Source organism: Corynebacterium sp. LK28, from assembly GCF_014335105.1.
In the GTDB taxonomy this organism is placed as follows: Bacteria; Actinomycetota; Actinomycetes; order Mycobacteriales; family Mycobacteriaceae; genus Corynebacterium; species Corynebacterium macclintockiae.
In genome coordinates, this window is record NZ_PDGZ01000001.1 from 231,806 (window position 1) to 254,090 (window position 22,285).

Below are 22,285 nucleotides of genomic sequence, written 5' to 3' on the forward strand. Positions count from 1 at the left end.
TAGGAACATGCGCTGGGTGGCTCACATCGACATGGATGCGTTTTTCGCCTCCGTCGAGCAGCTCACCCGGCCGACCCTGCGCGACCGGCCCGTGTTGGTCGGCGGGCTGGGTGGCCGTGGGGTGGTGGCCGGTGCCTCTTACGAAGCCCGTGCCTTCGGCGCGCGTTCTGCAATGCCGATGAGCCAGGCCGTACGCCTGTGCAACCACCGCGCGGTGGTGGTGCTGCCGCGCAAGGAGGTCTATACCGCGGCTTCGCGGCGCATCTTCCAGGTCATTAGGGCGCACGCGGGCGTGGTGGAGCAGCTCTCCGTGGACGAGGGCTTTGCCGAGCCGCAGGGGTTGACCAGCGTCGAAGAGGCCCGCGAGTGGGCCGAAAAGCTGCAGGCCACGGTGGAAGAAGAGACCGGCCTGCCAGCATCTGTCGGCATGGCCGCCACCAAGCTGGATGCGAAGATGGCCAGCGATCTAGCCAAGCCCCATGGGGTGTTCGTTGTGCCGCCGGAGTCCCGAATGGAGGTCTTTGACGACCGGTCCGTCGGCGAAGTGTGGGGGATCGGCAAAGTGGCGCAGGGGAAGCTGCACACCATGGGTATCGATACGATCGGCCAGTTCGTAGCAGCGGATGCCGCCGATATCCGCGGGGCTTTGGGGTCCGTCGGCGCGGAGGTGCAGCGCATGGCCGCCGGGGATGATCCGCGCCCTGTTGCTCCCCGCGCGCCCGCCAAACAGGTCAGCGCCGAAAAGACTCTGCAGGTGGACGCGCGCACCACCGCGGAGGCCATGCGCGTGCTGCACGAGACCGCGCTGGCGATGCACCGCCGTCTGTTAAAAGACGGCCGCGCTGCCCGCACCGTTACCGTCAAGACCCGCACCACCGACTTCCAGCTGCACACCAAGTCCGCCGGGCTGCCCGCGCCGACGGAGGACTTCGACAAGATCTTCGCCCTAGCCCAGCGCCTGTTGCCGCGCCCGGAGGAGGCCGGTGCTTTTCGCCTGGTCGGCGTGAGCGTCTCCGGCCTGGTGGCCGATCGCCAGGAGCTGTTGTTCCCCGAACTCGACGGCCCGCCCCTGCCCATCGTCGCTGGTGACGAGACCGAATCGGGTCTTTCTGTCTTTACTCATGACGCCACCACGGCCCAGCCCCGCTGGCGCGCCACCCAGGATGTTTCGCACGTGGAGTATGGGCACGGGTGGGTCCAAGGGGCTGGCAACGGGGTGGTCAGCGTGCGTTTCGAGACCGCCGCGACCGGCCCGGGGAAGACCCGCACCTTCCGGATTGACGACGAGGATCTAAGCCCCGCGGATCCGTTGGACAGTTTGGGCTGGGATCTGGACGGGCTAGTGGAGGAGTGAGCCTAGCGAGAGCGGGGCACGGGGCGCTAGCGGCCGCGGGCGATTTCGTAGAGCAGTTCGATCCGCGCCTGGCTGGGGCGCAGCGCCCCGCCGCTGCGGAGGCCGTCGCGGGCGAGCTGCGCCCCGCCGCCACTGCCGCCGTAGACGAAGGAAACCCCTCCGGTGGGCACGCGGCTGCACACGACCACGGGAAGCTCCCCTGCCTGGGCACTGCGATCGGCGCGCCAGGCGGACAGCTCTGCCGCGACCGCGGTGGGGATGTTGCCGGAGCCCATGGCAGCCAGCACCAGGCCGTGGACCGCGCCGTCGCGCTCCCGCAGCGCGCGGATGAGCAGCCCGTCATCGCCCGCAAAGGTGGTGACTATCGGCACGTTCAGGCCCGCGATCTGCGGCGGGGCGGGGGCGCTTGCGGGTTCGGGCTCTGTTTCTTCCGAGCCGGATCCCGTTCCTTCTGAGCCGGGTGAAGGTGCCTCTTGACCGGAGTCCGCCAGCGCGTTGCGGAAGGCGGTCTCTGCCGTTGTGTGCGCCTTGTACGCCCCGCGGGCGGGCAGGATGGCATCCCCGAAAACGATGTGGACATCCGGGGAGAGCTCACCGGAGGCAAGCGCGGCGAACGCGCGGGAAAGGTTGGCCGGGCCGTCCGGTGCGGCGTCATCACCCGGGCGCTGGGCACCCGTAAACACCACAGGACAGGGCAGATCCAGGGCGCACGCGGCGGCGAGGGCGGATTCCTCCATAGTGTCCGTGCCGTGCAACACCACGATGCCCGCCGGAGTGGGGGAGTAGAAGCGTGCGATGTGGGCGACGAGCTGGTCGATCTGGGGGAGGGTGATGGAGCTGGAGTCGATGCTCATGATGTCGTGTGGCAGGGCCTCGAACCCCTGCGGAACGTGAGCCTGCCTGACAATGTCTGCACAGGTCAGGGTTGGAACAAGGTCGCCTTCGGGGGAGTGGGTGCAGCTGATGGTGCCGCCGGTGCCGAGGACGGGGATCTGCAGGCAGTTCCGCGAGGGGGTGGAAGTCATGTGACCAATGTACGTGACGCTTAGTCGCGTTGATCGAAGATGTTGATGGAGTTTCGGCGAATAGGACGGAGTTGTGCAGGAATACTTGCATGATTATTATGCAGGTATTGCTGCACGATTGAAGGAGGTTCCATGTCCCCTCGCAAGTACCACCACCCGGAGCCTGATGAAATTACCCTGGCCAGGGTGCTGGCAGCCTTGAGCGATCCCACGCGTCTCGAGATGATTCGTCGTCTGGCTGACGGGCTCGAGCACGACAGTCTCGAGCTCGCGGACGACTTGCCCCGGTCGACGCTGACGTACCACACCCGCATGTTGCGGGAGGCAGGGGTGACATGGACCCGGGGGGAGGGGCGTGCATGTCTGATCCGGTTGAGGAGGGAGGATCTCGATCGCTTGTTCCCTGGAGTGCTTTCAGCAGTGGTGGCCAATGCTGTCCCTACAGAGGTACAGGAATGATGGGGCGGCTCTGGCCCTTCGTGGTGGGCAGTGTCGCGCTCGGGCTGGACGCATATGTTGTCGCCGGTCTCCTTCCTACTATCGCCTCATCTCTAGACGCACGCGAAGCTACTGTCGGCCTGGGAGTAGCGGCCTTCACCGGCTCATATGCGATAGCAGGCCCCTTGTTAGCTGGACGCGCGGGAAGGCGGTCACGACAGAGCCTGATCGTGTCCCTGCTTATCTTCACTGTGGCAAACCTAGCCACGGCGTTCTCGCCGACTGTTGAGTTCTTCTTAGGCTCCCGAGTGGTGGCTGGCGCAGCAGCGGGTGTGTATTCACCGCTGTCGTCCGCGGTCGCGGCAGAGATTGCAGGGGAAGTACGTCGTGGACGTGCACTGGCGCTAGTCCTTGCGGGTTTGGCAGTTGGCACCGTATTTGGAGTCCCAGCAGGTCTGGCACTAGCGCAGTACTGGGGATGGCGAGCCGCCATCCTGCTGATCGCAGCTATCGGAGGCGCGGCGCTGGCGGGAACTTTTCTGCGGGGCCGCGACCTGCCTGCTATTCCTGCTTCGGGCGCTCGTGAACGGTTGCTCTCGATCGCGCGACCCAAAAATTTAGTTACGGTGACCGTAACTCTTCTGACAGGTGTCGCTTCTCTGGGGCTTTACACCTACATGACTGTGATTTTGTCCTCAGGGAGCTTGGCGTCTCACCAGACGCTTGCGATCTGGGTCTGGGGCATTGGGGGTGCGGTGGGAGCGCTAGGCGTAGGCAGACTGTTAGACCGGCGTGCCCCGTTGCAACTAAGCATGGTTATACTCGGAGGCCTCACTTTCGCGCTGCTCGGCATGACGCAAGACCAAACCGCGTGGATTTTGGTCGCTAGCCTGTTTCTCTGGGGAATGTGCGGGTGGGCCTCGCTCGCACCTCAGCAACACATCTTGCTTCAGGCGAATCCGGCCGACGGGGCTACAGCTGTGGCTGCGAATGCTTCCGCCAATTACTTGGGGTCCGCACTGGGGGCAATCTTCGGGGCTTTACTGGTTTCCGCAGATGCGACACCAACCGTTCTCTGCATTTCCGCGGCGAGCGTAGCAGTACTGGCGCTGCTCAGTCAGTTTGCTCGGCAGCACATGAGCTCCACGGAATAGTCGTGTATGCCAACGCATGGGGGAGACTGCTTCTGTCATGTCCATCCCTGGTCGACGGTTCGTGCGTTTTGGCGCAAATCACACGAATAACATCTGCAACAGTATGGCTTGTATAGTCGGAACCTGGTTCCCCAAATTTCTTGGGATGTGTACTCCATGTGCACAGCTGTCTACGGCAGTGTGCCACAGAGCACTATTTTCTTACTCGGCTAATTGCACACGATCAGTAGCATTACATTGTCCAACCATCGAAGGAGCATTCTCGTGCGTTCTACCCAGCGCCACTCTCGCAGCACCAAGATCTTTACCCGCGCAACGGCTATCTCCGCCATGCTGGCCGCTGGCCTAACCCTGTCTGCCTGTGGTGGCGATGAGGATTCCTCCGACAATTCCTCGACCTCCAGCTCCGCTAAGTCCAGCGCCGCCCAGTCCGAAGGTGCGGGGGATAGCAAAACCCCGACCGTAGAGCAGCTGGCTGCCGTGCTGAACCGCGCCGTGGACCCCAAGGTGCCGACGGACCAGAAGACCGATACGGTTGTCAACGGCGAGCAGGCACCGGAGCTTTTTGACGCCCTGACGAAGTCCCGCACCGAGTCCGGTGCGACCCTTGAGGTCGTCGAGCCCGTACTGCCGAGCCTGAACCCGGGCAACGTCAACGCCACCGTGAAGCTGACCGTGCCGAACCAGGAACCGCACGTGGTCAGCGACGTGGAGTTCGTTAACGAGGGCGGTAAGTGGAAGCTGGATCAGGGATGGGCCTGCACCCTGGTAGAAAATGTTTTGCCGGACCAGGTTCCGCCGATGTGTAATGAGCTTTAAGCTCCACCCTTAACTAGCGGCTCCCACACCGGGGGCCGCTTTTATTGTTTGGGGCTCCACTTGGACTTCGAGGTCGTGGTTTGCACCACATGTACCGGGGACTTGTCCTGCCCGTAGATGATCTTTGTTTTCACGTTAATGTGCCCGCGGGTCGGCAGTACCTTGTTGAGGTCCAGTGCGATCTGCCCGGTGGACTCCGTGTTCACAGACAGCACCTTCAAATCGGTCTGCGCCAGCGTAGACACAGCAGGCAGGCGCTGAACCTCTACCTTCAAGGAGACAGACTGACCCTGGCGCTCCAGCAGGGTGTAGGTGATGTCCTGCTTCATCGATATATCACCATCGACGCGGTTGGACACTGTCCACTTCGCGCCCACACCGACTGCCGGGGTGGGGAAGACGATGGGGAAGTCATTCATCTGGTTCAGCGCGGATTCCACGCTGGCGCGGGCGGTCTGGCTGGCACTATCGGGGGCGCTGTAGCTGCGCGAGGTCACCCGGCCGTCGACGTCTTGCTCGGAGGACACCTTAAAGCCCTCGGCTGTGGCGATGTCGTCGTTCTTGTCCTCATTCGTGCCGGATGGCTTGCCCACGGTCACGGTGCTCTGGCGGCCCTTGCCATCGGTGGAAGCCTCGGCGGACAGCGGCAGGTGCATCGTCACCTCGTCGTAATCCAGCTCCGCAACATCGGGACTATTTTTGTCATGCCCCTTCGTGTGCTGTTCAAAGCCCTGGGTGGCGTCGAAGGAAACCTCTTGGTTGCCCCCTTGGGAGAACCACACGAGGGGTTCCTGCGGGGTGGCGCCACGGTTCAGCACCTCGATCTTTACACCCGGCACAGCCACGTCGGCTGGCTTAGATTGCGGCTCCTCGGTATCGGAGCAACCAACGGCCGCAAAGGCCAGGCCAATGGCGCTGCACACGGCTAGCGCGGACTTCCTAGAATTACCCACAAGTTCACAGCGTAACAGGCGGACATTAGACTACTTAACCGTGACTTCGAAACGCGCATCTATCGCAGCCTTGACCCTGATGTTTGGGATCATCGCCGTCGACCAGATCACGAAATGGGCGGTCGTCGAGAACCTCGAGCCACAGCGGGCCTACCCCGTTATCGGCGAATTCTTCCGCCTGTACCTGGTGCGCAATCCGGGTGCGGCGTTTTCGATGGGAACCAGCGCCACCATCTTCTTTTCCTGCTTCCAGCTGATCGCCTTCCTGGCCTGTATCGTTCTGGCTCTGCGCACACGCTACTTGGCAGGTGCGCTGCCGATTGGCCTGATCGGGGGCGGCGCAGCGGGCAACCTGATCGACCGTGTTTTTCGCGAGCCGGGAGGTATGCACGGCCACGTTGTGGACTTTCTGTCTTTCGGTAGCTTCGCCATTTTTAATGTTGCTGACGCCGCCATCACCGTCGGAGTGGCGTGTTACGTGATCTACGCATTCTTCATCGAGCCGGCGAATCATGTGCGCGCCGAGCGGGCTAGCGAGTCCAGTGAGGCTAGCGATACCAGCGATACCAGCGAGGTGAGCGAGGGGGAGGAGAGCCGATGACCCGGGAAAACCGAGTGATGCCGGTGCCGGATGGCCTGGCGGGAATGCGCGTGGACGCAGGACTGTCCAAGCTACTGGGGCTCAGCCGTACCGCGGTTGCGGAGCTGGCCGCCGATGGCGACATTCTGCAGGACCAGTCGCCGGTGGGGAAGTCCGATCGGCTCATTGCGGGCGCATGGCTGGACGTGACCCTTCCCGCCCCGCCTCGGGATCTGGCCGCCGAACCGGCCCGGCATGTGGAGGGGATGGAGATCCTGTACTCCGACGAGGACGTCATCGCGGTGGACAAGCCCGTCGGCGTGGCTGCCCACCCCACCGTCGGCTGGGATGGCCCGACGGTGACCTCCGGTCTGGCGGCCGCGGGCTTCCGCATTTCTACTTCCGGTCCGCCTGAGCGCAAGGGAATCGTGCAGCGGCTGGACGTCGGCACCTCCGGCGTGATGATTGTGGCAGCCAGCGAGCGTGCCTACAGCGTGCTGAAGAACGCCTTCCGGGATCGCGAGGTCTCCAAGACCTATCACGCACTGGTGCAAGGGCACCCCGACCCGACGTCCGGCACCATCGATGCCCCCATCGGACGCCACCCCTCCGCAGGCTGGCGCTTCAGCGTGCGCGAGGATGGCAAGCACGCGATTACCCACTACGACACGCTGGAGGCTCACCGCCAAGCCAGCTTGCTGGAGGTCAAACTGCAGACTGGCCGCACGCACCAGATCCGCGTGCATTTCTCTGCCCTGCACCACCCACTGTGTGGGGATCCGATGTACGGTAGCGATCCGAAGCTCTCCGAAAGGCTAGGCCTCAACCGCCAATGGCTGCATGCCGTGGAGCTGGGGTTCCCGCACCCGGATGGGTCGTGGAGAACCGTGCAATCGCCATACCCCCAGGATCTGCAGCAGGCGCTGGATAGGCTGCGGGATGCCAACGGCATCGGCGCGAAAGGCACGAAGAACGCTGGAGGCCACCAGCCGTGAGCCAGTTCCAGCAACACCCCGATCAGCAGTATCGGGGGCGTAGCCCGCAGCAGCTGAAAGCTAACAAGAAGCGCCAGCGCCAGCTGGACTGGGAGGACACCCGCCGACCAGGATGGGTCGCTTGGCTGTCCGGCATTTGCCTCATTGCGATGGGATGTGGCGTCATTGCCATGGGCGCATCAGACCTGACCTCCAAAGCGCCGAACATCAACGGCGACCAGCTCGGCCCCTTCGAAGGCACCCCGGCGCAGTACCGCGAGCACGCGCGCGCACAACTCGACCACATGACCGGCGAAGAACCGCGCTGGGCGCTAGTTTCCCCGGCACCGGAGCACGCATGGAATTCCAGCGAGGTGATCGAGCTGCTCAAGGGCATCGATGCGCGCGTGAGCACCCTCTACTTCGGCGCGACGGCCTATGCGACGCTGCCGGAACCTGCGGTGGGGCATACCCGCGCCGACGTTATCAACCGCGCCGTGGGGCGCATGGCGCGGAGTGCGCACACACAACCGGATAAGCTGCGTATCGACGGAGTGCTAGTCCACGCAACCCCGGAGCAGCTCCGTGAGCTGGCGAAACGCGCCTATGCCGTGGAACCTGCAGATCCGGGGGCGGTGTACGGACGCATTGGGATTCGACCGATGGGAGCGAGATAGTTGATCTGGGGCCTGCTGTGTTACCTGATGTGGGGGCTGTTTCCCGCCTTCTTCCCCCTGCTGCAACCGGCCACGCCGATGGAGATCCTGGCGCACCGCTTTGTGTGGACGCTGGTGTTTATGCTGCTGGTGCTCGCCGCCATACGCGGGTTTAAGCAGCTGCGCTCCATCACAGCCCGGCAGTGGCGGACCGTCGCCATCGCCGCGCTGCTGATCAGTGTGAACTGGGGGCTGTACATCTATGCGGTCAACAACAATCACGTTGCCGATGCCGCCCTTGGATACTTTATTAACCCCCTGGTCAGCGTGCTGCTGGGTGTGATCGTGCTGGGGGAGAAGCTACGCCGTCTGCAGTTTGTCTCTGTCGGCATCGCCACCATCGCCGTCGTGGTGTTGACCGTCGCGCTGGGGTCGCCGCCGGTGATCTCCCTGGCGTTGGCTTTTAGCTTCGGGTTCTACGGGCTCGTCAAAAAGCAGGTTAGTTTGACGCCCATTCAGTCCCTCACCGCCGAGACCCTTGTCCTGGCGCCGGTAGGGCTGATTTACCTGGGATTTTTGCAGTCCCGGGGCGCCAACACTTACGTGCAGCTGGGCGCTGGCCACGCCGCACTGCTGATGCTGGCGGGCGTGGTGACAGCGCTGCCGCTTCTGTGCTTCGCCCGCGCCGCCCAGGAGATGTCTTTGACGAGCCTGGGCATGGTTCAATACATCACGCCGGTGATCCAGATGCTGTGGGCGGTCTTTGTGAACAGCGAGCACATCGAACCCGCCCGCTGGGTCGGCTTCGTGCTGATCTGGCTTGCGGTGGTTGTCTTCATCGTTGACTTGGTAAGCAACCGCCCGCCGCGGGTACGGCGGGTGAAGAAGCTGAGCTAGGCCAGGCCGAAAACCCGATCCACCATCGCATTGCGCATCATGCCCTGCGGATCCACCTTTGCGCGTACCTCGCAGGCACGCGCCAGATCCTCGTGCCGCGCCAAGAGGTCCTCGTGGGTGAGGGTGTGCAGCTTCCCCCAGTGCGGGCGCCCCGTAGCAACGGACTTGAAGATCGGCTCGATGTGCCGGAACAGAGCCTGGTGGCTGTCTTTGTTGTAGCGGTGGATGGCGATGTAGCAGGATTCACGCCCCTTCGCCGTGGACAGTGGCACGTCATCGGCCGCGGTTGCGCGGACCTCAATGGGGAACAGCACCTGCTCGCCGCACGTGTTCATGGTGTGCTGGACCTCTCGCAGTACCTCGCGGGCGTCCGCCAGGGGAACGCTGTACTCCATTTCGTTGAAACGTACGCGCCGGGAGCTGACGAACACGTCGTGGGCGCCGTTGGAGTATTCGCGCTGCGCCAGGGTCTTCGCGCTCAGCTTCGCAAAGGGCTTGCTCAGCCGGGGGAAGAAGTGCGCCAGGTCGCACATCGCGCGGTAGGCGCCATTGTTGAGCAGTTCGTCGTCGAAGACCTCCTTCCAGCGTGGTACTGGGTTGGTTGGAGTATTGCCCGGCAGTCGGGTGTTTGTCTTCACGTGGGCCACGTCGGTGCCGGGGAACCAGTAGAACTCCAGGTGGTCCTCGCCCCGCACGCGCTCGGCGAAGTTATCCACCACCTGTGCGTTTGGTTCCGCCCGCTCGACCGCATGCAGAACGAAAGTATCCACTACGTCGAGCTCTACCTCGGTAATGATGCCGTAGGCGCCCAGCGAGACTCGGGCGATGTCGTAGAGCTCTCCGGCGATGCCCTCTGCGCCGGCGTAGCATTCGTGGGCGTGGCCGTCCGGGGTGATGATGCGGAAAGCTCGCAACATGCCAGCAAAACCGGTGAATCCCAGACCCGTGCCGTGGGTGCTGGTGCCGATCGCGCCAGCCAACGACTGCGGATCGACATCCCCCTGGTTGGCCAGTGCCACTCCCAGGGGAGCCAGGATGCCCGGCACATCCCGCAGGCGGGTTCCGGCGCGCAGGCGGGCGGTCATCTTCTGCGGGTCAAAGTGGATCAAGCCCGCTAGGTTGTCCAGGCTGACCTGGATGCCATCGGTCGCGGCGACGGAGGTAAAGGAGTGCCCGGCGCCGATGGGCTTGATCCTTTCCCCGGATGCGGCGGCGCGCTGGATCAGCTGGATTAGTTCCGCCTCATCGCGCGGAGCCACCTGTTTGCGCGGCTGGCCGGTGGTCACGCCGGACCAGTTGGACCAGCGGGAGTTATGGGCGGGCTTGCGGGTAATAGTGGTGCTCATTAGACAAAACTCTTTCCTTCGCCGCGGTAGGTGGGCCATTCCGCGACAATTTCACCGGCCGAGACGACCAGCACGCTATCGATGTATTCAGTTGCTTCGCCGGCTTTCGCGTGGCGCATCCACACGTGGTCGCCGAGGCGCAAGTTCCGGGCTGCGGAACCGCTCAGCGGAGTCTGCACTTCGCCGGGGCCTTCCAGCGGGGCCATCTTTAGATCCCTTGGCCAGTCGACGACCGGCAGGCGATCCTTGCCCGGGGGACCAGAGGCGATACGTCCTCCGCCGGCGACCGTCACTGTCTCCGGCCCAGGGCGGCGCACCACTGGCACGACGAACCATTCCGCCGGAGTTGGCTGGAACTGGCGGTAGTGGTCGAAAAGTCCGGGGCCGATGATGCCGGAGCCCGCGCCGATCTCGGTGATGGCGGCCTCCGCGCTGGTGGTTTCGATCGAGCCGGTGCCGCCACCGTTGACGAACTCCAGAGGAGGCAGACCCGCCACGCGCAGTTCCTCGGCGACGGCGGCGACGATCTTTGCGCGACGGCTAGCCAGCTCACGCACTGACAGCGCCTTCATCGCCGCGATGGCAGGGGAGGTGTCCGTGGTGCCGGCGACCTGACCCTCGTAGGCCATGAGGCCGACCAAACGGAATCCCTCGCGCTGGCGGACCTGGCGGGCGAAGTCGCGAACCTCCGCCACCGTGTACAGAGGGGAACGTAAGGCTCCGATGTGAACGGGGCCGGCGCGCAACGCGGCGTCAATATCAATACAAACCCGAATGTCTCCACGCTCGTGGGGCGGCACCACAGAGTCGATAAAGTCCAGGTGAGCGACCGAATCGACCATGAGGGTGATGGCCTCGCGGGCGCGCGCATCGTGGATCAAACGATGCAGCGCCTCGCGGTGGGCAGAAGGGTAGGCAACGAGGATGTCATCGCTGACCTGCTCCTTGCAGAGCCATAGCGCTTCGTTCAGGTTGTAGGCCAAGATGCCGCGATAACCGGGGAGGGTAAGGACCTCCGAGATCAGCGAACGGATACGCAGCGACTTGCTGGCCACCCGAATCGGGGTACCGCGAGAACGGTGCGCCATGTCTTGCGCGTTGGCTCTGGCGGCATCCAGATCGAGCACCGCGAAGGGTGCGTCCAGGTGCGCCACTGCGAGGCGGGTATCTTTCTTCATGGAAAGTAACTGTATAGCGATAAGGAATCCCATGTGCCGAAAAAAGGGATTATTACAACACGCTAAGATGGCCAACCATGAGCGGTTCCTCCTTCGTCCACCTGCATAACCACACCGAATACTCCATGCTCGACGGCATGGCTAAAGTCGATATGCTGGCCGCGGAAGCCAAGCGGCAGGGGATGCCCGCAGTCGGTATGACGGACCACGGCAACATGTTCGGTGCGGATGCTTTTTACCGGGCGATGACCGCCGCCGACATCAAGCCCATCATCGGCATTGAGGCCTACATCGCCCCCGAATCCCGCTTCAACCAGCAGCGCGTGCGGTGGGGTAAGCCGGAGCAGAAATCTGACGACGTCTCAGCCTCCGGTGCGTACCTGCACCAGACGATGATCGCAGAGAACGCGACGGGGCTGCGCAACCTCTTCTATCTGTCCTCGATGGCCAGCTACGAAGGTCAGCTGGGCAAGTGGCCGCGCATGGATGCCGAACTGATCGCCCAACACTCCGAGGGCATCATCGCCACCACCGGTTGCCCGTCCGGCGACGTGCAGACTCGCCTGCGCTTGGGACAGTTCGACAAGGCCCTGGAAGCCGCCGCCATGTGGCAGGACATCTACGGCAAAGAAAATTTTTTCCTGGAGCTGATGGATCACGGCCTGGAGATCGAAAAGCGGGTGCGCGACGACCTGCTGGAGATCGGCCGCAAGTTGGAACTGCCGCCGCTGGTGACCAACGACTGCCACTACGTACTGGAGCAGCAGGCCCCGGCGCACGAGGTGATGCTGTGCGTGCAGACCGGCTCCACGCTGGACGAACCCACCCTGGATCAGGGCGGTAAGCGCTTTGCGTTCTCCGGCACCGGCTACTACCTGCGCACCGCCGAGGACATCCGCGCGCAATGGGATAAGGAAGTACCGAAGGGCTGCGACAACACCCTCTGGGTGGCCGAGCGCGTGCAGGACTACTCCGAGATCTGGGAGGAGCACCCGCACGACCGCATGCCCATCGCCGACGTGCCGGAAGGCCACACGCCGACGACCTGGCTGACCCACGAAGTGATGAAGGGGTTGGAGGAGCGCTTCCCGGGCAAGGACGTCCCTGCCGAGTACATCGACCGCGCCAAGTACGAGATCAGTGTGATCGACATGAAGGGCTACCCGTCCTACTTCCTGATCGTCGCCGAGCTGATCAAGTACGCCCGCTCCGTGGGCATCCGTGTCGGTCCCGGCCGTGGTTCGGCCGCCGGTGCACTGGTCGCGTACGCGCTGACGATCACGAATATCGACCCGATGGAACACGGCCTGCTGTTCGAGCGCTTCCTGAACCCCGAGCGCCCGTCCGCACCCGATATCGATATCGACTTCGACGATCGCCGTCGCGGTGAGATGATCCGCTACGCCTCCGACCGCTGGGGCGAGGACAAGATCGCACAGGTGATCACCTTCGGTACGGTGAAGACGAAGCAGGCCATTAAAGACTCCGCCCGCGCCCACTACGGCCAGGCCGGATTCCAGATGGCCGACCGGATCACCAAGGCCCTGCCCCCGGCGATCATGGCTAAAGACATTCCGCTGCACGGCATCACCGACCCGGAGCACGAGCGCTACCCCGAGGCCGCCGAGGTGCGCCAGCTGATCGAAACCGACCCGGACGTGGCGAAGATCTACAAGGATGCACTCGGTCTGGAAGGCGTGATCCGCCAGGCCGGTGTGCACGCCTGTGCCGTCATTATGTCCAGCGTGCCGCTGCTGGATTGCATCCCCATGTGGAAGCGCAAGCAGGACGGCGCGCTGATCACCGGCTGGCCGTACCCCGCCTGCGAGGCCATCGGGTTGCTGAAGATGGACTTCCTGGGCCTTAGAAACCTTACGGTTATTGGTGACGCCCTCGATAACATCAAGACCAACCGCGACTTCGAGTTGGACCTGGAGAACCTCGATACGGTGGATGATCCCACCTACGAGTTGTTGGCGCGCGGTGAGACGCTGGGCGTGTTCCAGCTGGACTCCGCGGGCATGCAGAAGCTGCTAAAGCGCATGAAGCCGACGGGCTTCAACGACATCGTGGCCGCGTTGGCGCTGTATCGCCCGGGCCCCATGGGTGTGGACGCGCACTGGGAATATGCCGACCGCAAGAACGGCCGCAAGCCGATTGTGCCGATCCACCCGGAGCTGGAAGAGGCGCTGCACGAAATCCTGGAGGAGACCTACGGTCTAATCGTGTACCAGGAGCAGATCATGAAGATCTCCCAAAAGGTCGCGAACTACACCGCGGGCCAAGCAGATGGCTTCCGCAAGGCGATGGGTAAGAAGAAGCCGGAAGTGCTGGAAAAGGAATTCGTCACCTTCGAATCGGGCATGAAGTCCAACGGCTACTCCGCCGATGCCATCAAGACGCTGTGGGATACGATCCTGCCGTTCGCCGGCTACGCCTTTAACAAATCCCACGCCGCGGGCTATGGCCTGGTCTCCTTCTGGACCGCCTACCTGAAGGCGAACTACGCGCCGGAGTACATGGCTGCGCTGCTGACTTCCGTGGCGGACAAGAAGGACAAGTCCGCGATCTACCTGGCAGACTGCCGCCACCTGGGCATTCACGTGCTGTCCCCGGACGTGAACGATTCGCGCTACACCTTCCAATCCGTTGGCAAGGACATTCGCTTCGGCCTGGGTGCGGTGCGCAACGTGGGCGAGGACGTGGTGAATTCCATCATCGCCTCCCGCGAGGAAAAGGGCGCGTTCAAGGACTTCTCTGACTACCTGGACAAAATCGACCTGGTAGCGGCGAATAAGCGCGTCACAGAGTCGCTGATTAAGGCCGGCGCCTTCGACTCGCTGGGCCACCCGCGCAAGGGCATGGTGCTGGTGCACGAGGACGCGGTGGACGCCGTCACTGCCACCAAGAAGGCCGCAGCGAAGGGGCAATTCGACCTGTTCGCCGGCCTGGGCGGGGACGACGACGCGGGCGATGTCTTCCGCGTGGAGGTGCCCGACCAAGAGTGGGAGCGCAAGCACCAGCTGGCGCTGGAACGCGACATGCTGGGCCTCTACGTTTCGGGCCACCCCCTGGACGGCTTTGAGGATGCCCTGGACGCGCAGATCGACACGCCCCTGACGACCGTGCTGTCCGGCGAACTGCCGAACAACAAGGATCTGAAGATCGGCGGCATCATCTCGGCCGTCGAGCGCCGCATCGACCGCAACGGCAACCCCTGGGCGATCGCTACGCTGGAGGATCAGCATGGTGCACAGGTAGAGCTGCTGGTGTTCCCGAAGACCTACCAGATGGTGGCCCCGCAGATCGTCGAGGACAACATCGTGCTGGCGAAGGCGAAGATTAACTACCGAGAAGACGACATGCGTCTGTTCTGCCAGGATCTCAAGTCCGCAGAGCTCACGGTTGGCGCTGGATCCGGTGTGCCACTGCGGCTGAACATCCGCGTGGATCAGGCCACGCCGGGCAACATGGCCAACCTGCGCCGCGTGCTCAGCCAAAACAAGGGTGACTCAGATGTCTACCTGACCCTCATCGACGGGGAGGAGGAAGTTCAGTTCCTGCTCGGCCCCGAGATGCGTGTGAACAAGTCTCCATCGTTGATGGGCGCTTTGAAGGCCTCCACCTGGGAGGGCATTTTCTCCTAGATCTGCTGCGCGGCCAGCTACTGGCCAACTAACTATTCGGTGCCGTAGCGCGCCTCCCACGGGCCGAGCCCCAGCCCATCGTGGGGCGTGTCGGCCAAGTTCACGGTGACCTTCACCAAGGAATCGGGGGCCTGGTAGGTCAGCTCGATCCAGCGGCCGCTCGCTAGCTCGTCGTCCGCGTCGATCGGCGGCACCGTCGGGTTCACACCCGCCAGGGCTTCGCTGACTGGTTCCTCGCCGTCGGCCCACCAGCTCACGTCCAGCAGCTCGGCCTCGGCCAGGCGGTGGGTGCGGCGGAACTCCAGCAGGTCCGTATAGCCGCGCAGGACTTCCGCGTGCGGGGATTCCGTGCGCTCCGCCCACTTCAGCACGCTGTCCCGGAAGGTCTCCTCGGCAGCCGGGTTCGGCACGTCCTTTGGATCCCACCCGGCGCGCGCGAACTCGCGCATGCGACCCTCGCGGGTGGCTTGGTTGAGTTCCTCGTTCTCGTGGTCGACGAAGAACGCGAATGGCGTGGATGCACCCCATTCCTCGCCCATAAACAGCATCGGGGTGAACGGGCTGGTTAGTACCAAGGTGGCCTTGGCCAGTTGCTGCTTCACCGACAGGTTCATGCTCGGCCGATCGCCTGCCGCGCGGTTGCCCGTCTGGTCGTGGGTGGTCGTGTACGTCACGAAACGCCACAGCTCCGGATCCGTCACCGGCCGGCCGTGCGTGCGCCCGCGGAAGGAGCTGAAGCGCCCGTCGTGCCAGAACACCCGCTGGAACGTCGTGGCGAGTACCTCGACCGTCCCGAAATCGGAGTAGTAGGCGTGATCCTCGCCGGAAACGACGGTGTGGATCGCGTGGTGGATGTCATCGTTCCACTGCGCGACCTTGTAACCCTCGGTGTACACGGGATCGTTCTGGTCCGTCTCGGCGATAATCCAGGCCGGCTCCGCAGCGTCGCGGATTTGCTCGATGAGGCTCACCGCGCCCGTATCATCCAGCGCATGCACCGCGTCCAGGCGCAGGCCGTCAATGCCGAACTCCTGGGTCCACTGGCGCACCGCTTCCAGGATGTAGGCGCGCACCTCGTCGGAATCCCGGCCCTGCAGATTCACCACATCACCCCAACCGGTCGAGCCGCCGGCGGTGTAGGGGCCGAACACCCCGGTGTAGTTACCGTCGGGGCCGAAGTGGTTGTACACCACGTCCAACACCACGGCCAGGTCGCGGTCGTGGGCGGCGTCGATAAACCTCAACAGACCGTCCGGACCGCCGTAAACGTCCGTGACTGCCTGCCACATCACGCCGTCGTAGCCCCAATTGCGCTTGCCGCCGAAGGGTTGCACGGGCATGAGCTCTATGGCGGTGACGCCCACCGCTTTGAGTTCGTCGAGCTTCTCAATTGCGGCGTCGAAGGTGCCTGCCGCGGTGAATGTGCCGACGTGAAGTTCGTAGATAACCTCGCCCTGCAGCGGGCGGTTCAGTTGCGTGCGGGGTTTGTCGATCTGCCAGACCTCCGACAAGCCGTGGATACCGTCGGGCTGGCGCTTGGAGCGCGGGTCGGGGAATACGGGCGAACCGTCGACGGAAAATCCATAGCGGTCGCCGGGATTGGCGGGCACATCGGCGAGGAACCAGCTATCGGCCTCGCGGGTCATGGGGATGCGCTGTTCGGTACCGGTTGTTGCAGGTCGCAAGACTAGTTCTACGTTTTCGGCCAAAGGAGCCCACACGGAATACATGGGTTCCACCCTAGCTGCGATAATGGGAGAATGCCCGACGATACAGCGCCACTCAGCGCCTCCCGGCCCGAACCTTCCTACGTCCGCCCGCAGCAGGGGCGGTTCACCGCGGAGGTGGAGATTAAACGCTCCCGCTTCATCGCGCTGGCCGAGTGCTGCACCAGCGAGGACGAGGCGCGCGAGTTTATAAGCAGCATACGGCGCGAGTACCCGGATGCGCGTCACCACTGCAGCGCCTTCGTGGTGCACGTGGACTCCGCGCAGCCGATTGAACGTTCCAGCGATGACGGCGAACCCGCCGGCACTGCGGGTCAGCCCATGCTGGAAGTGCTGAAGGGCTGGCACACCCCGGAACCGCTGCAGGATGTTGCGGTCGTCGTGGTGCGCTACTTCGGCGGGGTGAAGTTGGGCACCGGCGGACTGGTGCGCGCTTACCAGGAGGCCACCCGCGAGGTTCTGCAACAGGTGCCGTTGGTGCTGCGCCGACAGCTAGATCTATACACCTGCGACGTGCCGCACGCAGATGCCGGGCGTGTGGAAGCCGAAGTGCGCGCCGCCGGTTACACCGTGGTGGGCGTGGAATACAAGGCCGTGGCGGAGCTATCAATCGCCTGTGAGCCCGGCGCGCCGCTGCCGGACTTCCTGGCCAGCATCACCAGCGGGGCAGCGGAGCCACACCTGGAGGGGCAGCGCTGGATCGAGGACACGCTGTAGCCGATTAACGACACGCCGATTAACTACACTGGAGAACCATGAGCAATTACGGCAACCTGCCCGCCCGCCGTGCGGGCAACGACCCCATCGCCCAGCGCAAGGCCGAGGTTCGCAAGCACTCTCGGAACATTCAGATCGCCGGTGCCGTGGGTGCAGTCAGCCTGGTCGGTGGCCTAACGATCCTGCCCACCACCTTCTTCGCCATCATCGTGCCCCTCCTGGCAGTGGCGTTCATCGCCTACAGCGGCTTTCAGATCAAGGGGATCGTCGAGCACAAAGATCAGTGGTGACGCACCCCGTTGGCCAGCCCTGCAACTTCTAGCCCTTCTAGCCCTTCTAGCAAGGTCCGCATCGACGCATGGGTGTGGGCCGTCCGCCTGTGCAAGACTCGCTCCCAGGCCGCGGAAGCCTGCCGCGCCGGGCACGTAAAAATCAACGACGTGTCGGTGAAGCCCGCCCAGCCGGTTGTGGTGGGCGATACCGTGCGCGTGTGGATCAACCACCGCGAGCACATCGTGGAGGTCACTCAGCTGCTGTCCAAGCGCGTCGGCGCGGAGCTGGCTCGCAAGGCCTACATCGACCATTCGCCACCCCCGCCCGTGATCCCCGCGATGCCGCGCCGGGATCGGGGAGCGGGCCGCCCGACGAAGCGGGAGCGCCGCCAGCTGGAGCGTTTCAAACGCGGCGAGATCTAAACTCCCCGGCGAGCTCTAGCCCGTCTTTTGCCCCAATTGCTGCCACCTGGTGCCCAGTCTGCCGGGGCGCGACTGCGCATTGTCGCCGATGTGCACCGTCTTGCGGATGTGTTCGCGCCCATAGGCGAACAGCAGCATGTCGTCCACCAGGCGCACCTGGCCGGGGTAGTAGGGGTAATTCATGGCCTTACGCAGCGCCTTCAGTCGCTTCGGAGCCAGCAGTTCCCGCAGTTGCGCTACCGTCGTGATCTCGTGAGCCGCCAGCATGTCGATGGCATAGCGGTAGTAATCCACGCGCGAGGTCGGGTATTTCTCGCCCACAATCCGCGTAAGCACGCGTGGTAGCGATGCTTCGTCCAGAGCCCCCTCGACGTCCTCGCCGGGGGTTCCGATGATGCTCGCGATCTTGTCGAACTGCTCATCCGCCAGCTCGATGAGCCCCGCGGCCAGCGTAAACGCGCGTTGAACCTCAGGGGCGCTGGTGTCTGGGTGCTCCTGGTTTTTGTAGCGCACGTCGTGTTCGAACTCGGCCCATGCGTGCTGCAGCACCGTACGCAGTTGTATCTCTATGTACTTTGGTGACGCCCCCTCGTCAGCCGCCCACGGCTCGTCCTTTGCGGACACAATCAGGTGCTGGCTGGCATACCCGAAGCGCCCCTCGCGGGCGGTCTCGGCGGCCTTGTCGATGACTCGCACCACGGTGAAAAGGTCGGATAGTGCATCCTTGAGCTGGGGGATCTCCGAGGAGTGGAAGGTGATGACCCGCACGCCGATGACGTCGTGCGCGTCGGTAAACGAGTCGTAATCCGGGTACGCCTCGTTGGAGAGTTTGCGGGCGAAGCTCGTTCGATCCTTGATGCGAACGCTGACGCGGTCAAACGTCAGGCCGGCGTCATCAAGAACATCAATGACGTGCGCCTCCAGGTCGGCGGCGACGGTGGGGTGGGCGTGGATCCAGGCGTCGTAATCCTGCAGCGCAGACATCAGGCCCCCATGCGCGTGAGGATCGCCTGGCCGCGCTCGCTGAACAGGCTGGCCAGCGGGACCTCGCCCTCCCACATGCTGCCGGAGAGGCGATCCTCCCACACGCCCTCTGGCAGAGCCACCGTCGTGTCTGCCCAACCGTCGCGCAGAATATCCAGCGGGCGACGGGTGACCAGGGTGATCACGTCGTCGCCGCGCAGGGTGCCCAGCACGTGGCGCTCCATGGTGCCGGTGGCCATGACGGGAAGGTAGCTGGCATTGTCCAGCTCGAACTGGTTGCGGATCTGCAGGGCGGTGGCGATGAGGTAGAGGCGCTCATCGTCCTTGTCGCGCACATCGCCGCGGGAGACGCGATCCAGGGCCTCCAGGCGCTGGGCGAAGTCCACCGGGCGGCGATTATCCGGGTCGACCAGCGAATCCGTGAAGAACTCCGTGCCCTGGTAGATGTCCGGGATACCCGGCCCCATGATGTGCAGCAGCTTCTTGGATAGCGAGACCATCTCCGCCGCAGGTGCGATCTCCGCAACAAAGGTGGTGATGTCCTCCCCGTGGTTATCGATGGTGGCATCGATCCACTGGTGGATGGAGGTTTCGAATTCCTCGTTCACATCGAACCAGGTGGTGTGTACTCCAGCTTCGCGCATGGCCTTCTCGGCGTAGGCGTGCAGGCGCTCCCGCAGTTCGTTGGAGACGTTGCCGTCCACCGGCCACACGCCGATCATGTTCTGCAGTAGGAAGTGGCAGGTGCCGCCGTCGGTGTACTCGATGCCATCGCAGAGTTCGGCGAAACGCTCGGCGGATTCGGTGATGCAGCTGATGCGGCTACGCACGTCTTCGCCTCGCTTCGTGTCGTGCGTGGTCAGGGTCGTCATCGCCTTCGGCCACAGGCGGGCGCGCTCGGCCTGCAGCAGGTGGAACTCGGCGGGGGAAACGCCGAAGCGGCCGGGAGCTCCGCCGACTTCCTGCAAGCTCACCAGGCGCGAACCGCGGTAGAAGGCGGTATCCTCCACGCCCTTGGCCATCACCGCGCCGCAGACCTGGGCGAAGCGTACGTTTGCCTCGCCGCGGGAAATCAGGGCGGTGGCGATCAGGTCCAGCGCGTCTGCGCGTTCCGGGTAGCGGATGATCATCTGGGCGATCACGGTGCTGGTCACGCGGGACAGGGATTCGTAGTCCGCGCGGTAGACCGGCATTGCCGCGATGAGTTCGATGAGGGTGTCGCGCAGTTCTTCGTCCGACACTGCCTCGCCGGATGTCGACCAGTTATCACTGCGGATCGCGCGGGCCAGGCGGCGCACCTCCGCCGCGAGTTCTTGGCCCGCCACCTCGGACTTCAGCTCGTACTCGGCGTTGTCGAAAGCTTCGGCGTCCCACTTAGAGCCCGTCATGTCCAGCGCCAGCTCACCCATGGTGCCCACGGCCGGGCGGTGCACGAACACGCCGTCGAGCTCACGCAGCGCATCGTAGCCGGTGGTGCCGTCGACCGTCAGGCGGGGATCCAGCGGCTCGGTGACCCCCAGGATCTTCTCCACCAGCAGCCAGCGATCCTCGCCGATCAGCTTGCGCAGCTGCTTCAGGTAGTTAAAAGGATCGGCCAGGCCATCCGGGTGGTCCACGCGCACGCCGTCGATGATGTTCGCCGCGATCAGCTGGTTCAGAATGCGGTGGGAATGTTCGAACACCACCGGGTCTTCCTGTCGCAAGCCCGCCAGACCGTTGATGCTGAAGAAGCGACGGTAGTTAATCACCCCGTCGCGCCAGTACATCAGGCGGTAGTGCTGGCGGTCGTGCACCTCCTGCGGGGTGCCGCCGAGGGTGCCCTCGGCGATGGGGAAGCGGTTGTCGTAGTAGCACAGCACCGGTTCGGCGCCCTCGCCGTCGGCCCCAGCCTCGGCGCCTTCTTCGATCCGCAGCTCCGCCACGTCTTCTTCGCTGCCCAGCACCGGCAGCCCAAGCCGTCCGCCAGCGCCGTTGTCCTGCGACCAGTCCACGTCGAAGTAGTCCGCGTACTCGGATTCCTTGCCCTTCTTCAGCAGATCCCACCACCAGGGGTTTAGCTGCGGGTCGTCCACACCTACGTGGTTCGGCACGATGTCCAGCAGCAGCTTGATGCCCAGCTCGTGCGCTCTGTCGGCCAGGGACCGCAAGCCTTCGATGCCACCGAGTTCCGGGTTGATGGTCGACGGGTCTGTCACGTCGTAGCCGTGCGTGGAGGCTTTTGGCGACTGCATCACCGGGGACAGGTAGAGGTGCGAGACACCCAGGCGCGAAAAGTACGGCAGGTGCTTTTCCGCATCGGCGAAAGTGAAGGCTTGGGCGGGGTCGGATCCGGGGCCACGGAGCTGAAGGCGATAGGTCGCTGACATGCCTCCTAGGCTACTTGCCTACTTGATTAGCTGCAGGAACTCCTCAAACCCTATGATCTGCAGCTCCTGGCCCTTGCTTTGCAGCTCGCGGGCACGCTTTTCCTTCGAGGTCACGCTTGGCCATTCGCCAACGATCAACATCGTCGTCTTCTTGGTGACGTTCTTCGCCACCACGCCACCGCGGGAGGCAATCATGTCCCACACTTCGCCCTTGTCGTAGGGTTCCACGTCGCCGGTCACGCACACCGTCTGCCCATAGATGGGGCCGTCGATATCTGCTTCATCGTTCGCCTCCGGCACTTCGTCCGGGGTAGCGACCTTCGCCCACGGCGCGGGGGAGCGCTTCTGTTTCTTTCTTGGTGACGCCCCCTCGTCCCCGCCACCGGCGGATTCAGCGGAACTGACCCACTCCGCGGCGGAGACGCTTCCGCTGTTCTCCGTGTTCGAGCCAGCGCTTTCCTGGCCGGCCTCCAGAGGGTACCCAGCCTGCAAATTCGTGAGCTGCAGATCAAGGGCGGCGAACTCGTCCGCGTGCGAGGGAGAGAAGTTCACGCGGGGGCGTTCGGCGTCAAAAAGTAATTGGATATACCCCGGCGAACAGCCATCGGGCGCCTGCTTGTACCAGCCGATAAGCTCGTCGGGTCGGCGAGAAACATCGGGGTACAGCGAGGAATTCAGCGGCGAGCGAGTCACCCGGATTTCCTGCTCGGAGAGCGTGACGGTCGCGCCCCGGGCGGGGAAAGACGCAGGGGAGGGGGACGATCCGGAAGCCATG

At 63.9% G+C, this 22,285-nt stretch carries 20 protein-coding genes; 12 read left to right on the forward strand and 8 right to left on the reverse strand.

Features of this window, described 5'->3' with window-relative positions; translation table 11 throughout:
* Positions 1–7: 7 nt before the first annotated feature.
* Positions 8–1,354, forward strand: a complete 1,347-nt coding sequence (locus tag CRD15_RS01015) for a DNA polymerase IV (protein WP_187401688.1) — start codon at positions 8–10, stop codon at positions 1,352–1,354.
* Between the two features lie 26 nt (positions 1,355–1,380).
* Here CRD15_RS01015 and CRD15_RS01020 read toward each other — a convergent pair whose 3' ends face one another.
* A complete protein-coding gene (locus CRD15_RS01020) occupies positions 1,381–2,379 on the reverse strand; it encodes an asparaginase (protein WP_187401689.1) in 999 nt (332 codons plus the stop codon).
* Between the two features lie 132 nt (positions 2,380–2,511).
* Here CRD15_RS01020 and CRD15_RS01025 point away from each other — a divergent pair, with 132 nt between their 5' ends.
* The 3 genes from CRD15_RS01025 to CRD15_RS01035 all read left to right on the forward strand — a co-directional run bounded on the left by CRD15_RS01025 (position 2,512) and on the right by CRD15_RS01035 (position 4,790).
* The gene (locus CRD15_RS01025) at positions 2,512–2,838 is read left to right on the forward strand and encodes a helix-turn-helix transcriptional regulator (protein WP_034970082.1); all 327 of its coding nucleotides are present in this window, start codon (positions 2,512–2,514) and stop codon (positions 2,836–2,838) included.
* On the forward strand, positions 2,838–3,971 hold the full coding sequence (locus tag CRD15_RS01030; RefSeq protein ID WP_237744466.1) for an MFS transporter: 1,134 nt from the start codon (positions 2,838–2,840) through the stop codon (positions 3,969–3,971). Before CRD15_RS01025 ends, CRD15_RS01030 begins: the two co-directional genes overlap by 1 nt.
* 264 nt (positions 3,972–4,235) lie before the next feature.
* Positions 4,236–4,790, forward strand: a complete 555-nt coding sequence (locus CRD15_RS01035; protein WP_034970076.1) for a hypothetical protein — start codon at positions 4,236–4,238, stop codon at positions 4,788–4,790.
* A 41-nt stretch (positions 4,791–4,831) separates the two neighbouring features.
* Here CRD15_RS01035 and CRD15_RS01040 read toward each other — a convergent pair whose 3' ends face one another.
* Positions 4,832–5,743 carry a DUF6263 family protein gene (locus tag CRD15_RS01040; RefSeq protein WP_230580329.1) on the reverse strand — a complete coding sequence of 304 codons (912 nt, stop codon included), beginning with the start codon at positions 5,741–5,743 and terminating at the stop codon, positions 4,832–4,834.
* A gap of 40 nt (positions 5,744–5,783) precedes the next feature.
* On the opposite strand from CRD15_RS01040, the gene lspA reads away from it, so the two are divergent.
* The 4 genes from lspA to rarD are packed head-to-tail and all read left to right on the forward strand — an operon-like array spanning position 5,784 to position 8,850.
* On the forward strand, positions 5,784–6,344 hold the full coding sequence (gene lspA / locus CRD15_RS01045; RefSeq protein WP_034980684.1) for a signal peptidase II: 561 nt from the start codon (positions 5,784–5,786) through the stop codon (positions 6,342–6,344).
* The gene (locus tag CRD15_RS01050) at positions 6,341–7,318 is read left to right on the forward strand and encodes an RluA family pseudouridine synthase (protein ID WP_034970068.1); all 978 of its coding nucleotides are present in this window, start codon (positions 6,341–6,343) and stop codon (positions 7,316–7,318) included. Before lspA ends, CRD15_RS01050 begins: the two co-directional genes overlap by 4 nt.
* Entirely contained in the window at positions 7,315–7,974 is a 660-nt protein-coding gene (locus CRD15_RS01055) for a hypothetical protein (RefSeq protein WP_080719583.1), read from the forward strand. Before CRD15_RS01050 ends, CRD15_RS01055 begins: the two co-directional genes overlap by 4 nt.
* Positions 7,975–8,850: an EamA family transporter RarD gene (gene rarD, locus CRD15_RS01060; protein ID WP_034970064.1), complete on the forward strand. Its 876-nt coding sequence runs from the start codon at positions 7,975–7,977 to the stop codon at positions 8,848–8,850.
* Here the strand turns inward: rarD and CRD15_RS01065 are convergent.
* Together CRD15_RS01065 and CRD15_RS01070 are read right to left on the reverse strand one after the other, a co-directional pair.
* Complete coding sequence (locus tag CRD15_RS01065) at positions 8,847–10,196, reverse strand: D-arabinono-1,4-lactone oxidase (RefSeq protein WP_187401690.1); 1,350 nt, start codon at positions 10,194–10,196, stop codon at positions 8,847–8,849. The two genes, rarD and CRD15_RS01065, sit on opposite strands and share 4 nt — an antisense overlap.
* On the reverse strand, positions 10,196–11,374 hold the full coding sequence (locus tag CRD15_RS01070; RefSeq protein WP_034970057.1) for an amino acid deaminase/aldolase: 1,179 nt from the start codon (positions 11,372–11,374) through the stop codon (positions 10,196–10,198). Before CRD15_RS01070 ends, CRD15_RS01065 begins: the two co-directional genes overlap by 1 nt.
* Before the next feature lie 77 nt (positions 11,375–11,451).
* On the opposite strand from CRD15_RS01070, the gene dnaE reads away from it, so the two are divergent.
* The gene (gene dnaE, locus CRD15_RS01075; RefSeq protein WP_034970053.1) at positions 11,452–15,021 is read left to right on the forward strand and encodes a DNA polymerase III subunit alpha; all 3,570 of its coding nucleotides are present in this window, start codon (positions 11,452–11,454) and stop codon (positions 15,019–15,021) included.
* A 32-nt stretch (positions 15,022–15,053) separates the two neighbouring features.
* Here the strand turns inward: dnaE and treZ are convergent, their stop codons facing one another.
* Positions 15,054–16,751 (reverse strand): malto-oligosyltrehalose trehalohydrolase, encoded by a 1,698-nt coding sequence (treZ, locus tag CRD15_RS01080; RefSeq protein ID WP_034970049.1) that lies wholly within the window; start codon positions 16,749–16,751, stop codon positions 15,054–15,056.
* A gap of 30 nt (positions 16,752–16,781) precedes the next feature.
* Here treZ and CRD15_RS01085 point away from each other — a divergent pair, with 30 nt between their 5' ends.
* Genes CRD15_RS01085 through CRD15_RS01095 form a run of 3 tightly spaced genes read left to right on the forward strand, consistent with a single transcriptional unit; the run spans position 16,782 to position 18,160 of the window.
* Positions 16,782–17,465 (forward strand): YigZ family protein, encoded by a 684-nt coding sequence (locus tag CRD15_RS01085; protein WP_034970045.1) that lies wholly within the window; start codon positions 16,782–16,784, stop codon positions 17,463–17,465.
* Between the two features lie 38 nt (positions 17,466–17,503).
* Positions 17,504–17,755, forward strand: a complete 252-nt coding sequence (locus CRD15_RS01090; protein ID WP_051873952.1) for a hypothetical protein — start codon at positions 17,504–17,506, stop codon at positions 17,753–17,755.
* A 9-nt stretch (positions 17,756–17,764) separates the two neighbouring features.
* On the forward strand, positions 17,765–18,160 hold the full coding sequence (locus CRD15_RS01095) for an RNA-binding S4 domain-containing protein (protein WP_051891441.1): 396 nt from the start codon (positions 17,765–17,767) through the stop codon (positions 18,158–18,160).
* A gap of 15 nt (positions 18,161–18,175) precedes the next feature.
* Here the strand turns inward: CRD15_RS01095 and CRD15_RS01100 are convergent, their stop codons facing one another.
* From CRD15_RS01100 to CRD15_RS01110, 3 genes are read right to left on the reverse strand one after another with little or no spacing between them, the layout of a single operon-like run.
* Positions 18,176–19,144, reverse strand: coding sequence for a GTP pyrophosphokinase family protein (locus CRD15_RS01100; protein ID WP_034970041.1), 969 nt, complete (start codon positions 19,142–19,144; stop codon positions 18,176–18,178).
* Positions 19,144–21,510: a malto-oligosyltrehalose synthase gene (treY, locus tag CRD15_RS01105; protein WP_034970038.1), complete on the reverse strand. Its 2,367-nt coding sequence runs from the start codon at positions 21,508–21,510 to the stop codon at positions 19,144–19,146. Before treY ends, CRD15_RS01100 begins: the two co-directional genes overlap by 1 nt.
* Before the next feature lie 18 nt (positions 21,511–21,528).
* Positions 21,529–22,284: a BRCT domain-containing protein gene (locus CRD15_RS01110; protein ID WP_034970035.1), complete on the reverse strand. Its 756-nt coding sequence runs from the start codon at positions 22,282–22,284 to the stop codon at positions 21,529–21,531.
* Position 22,285: the final 1 nt, after the last annotated feature.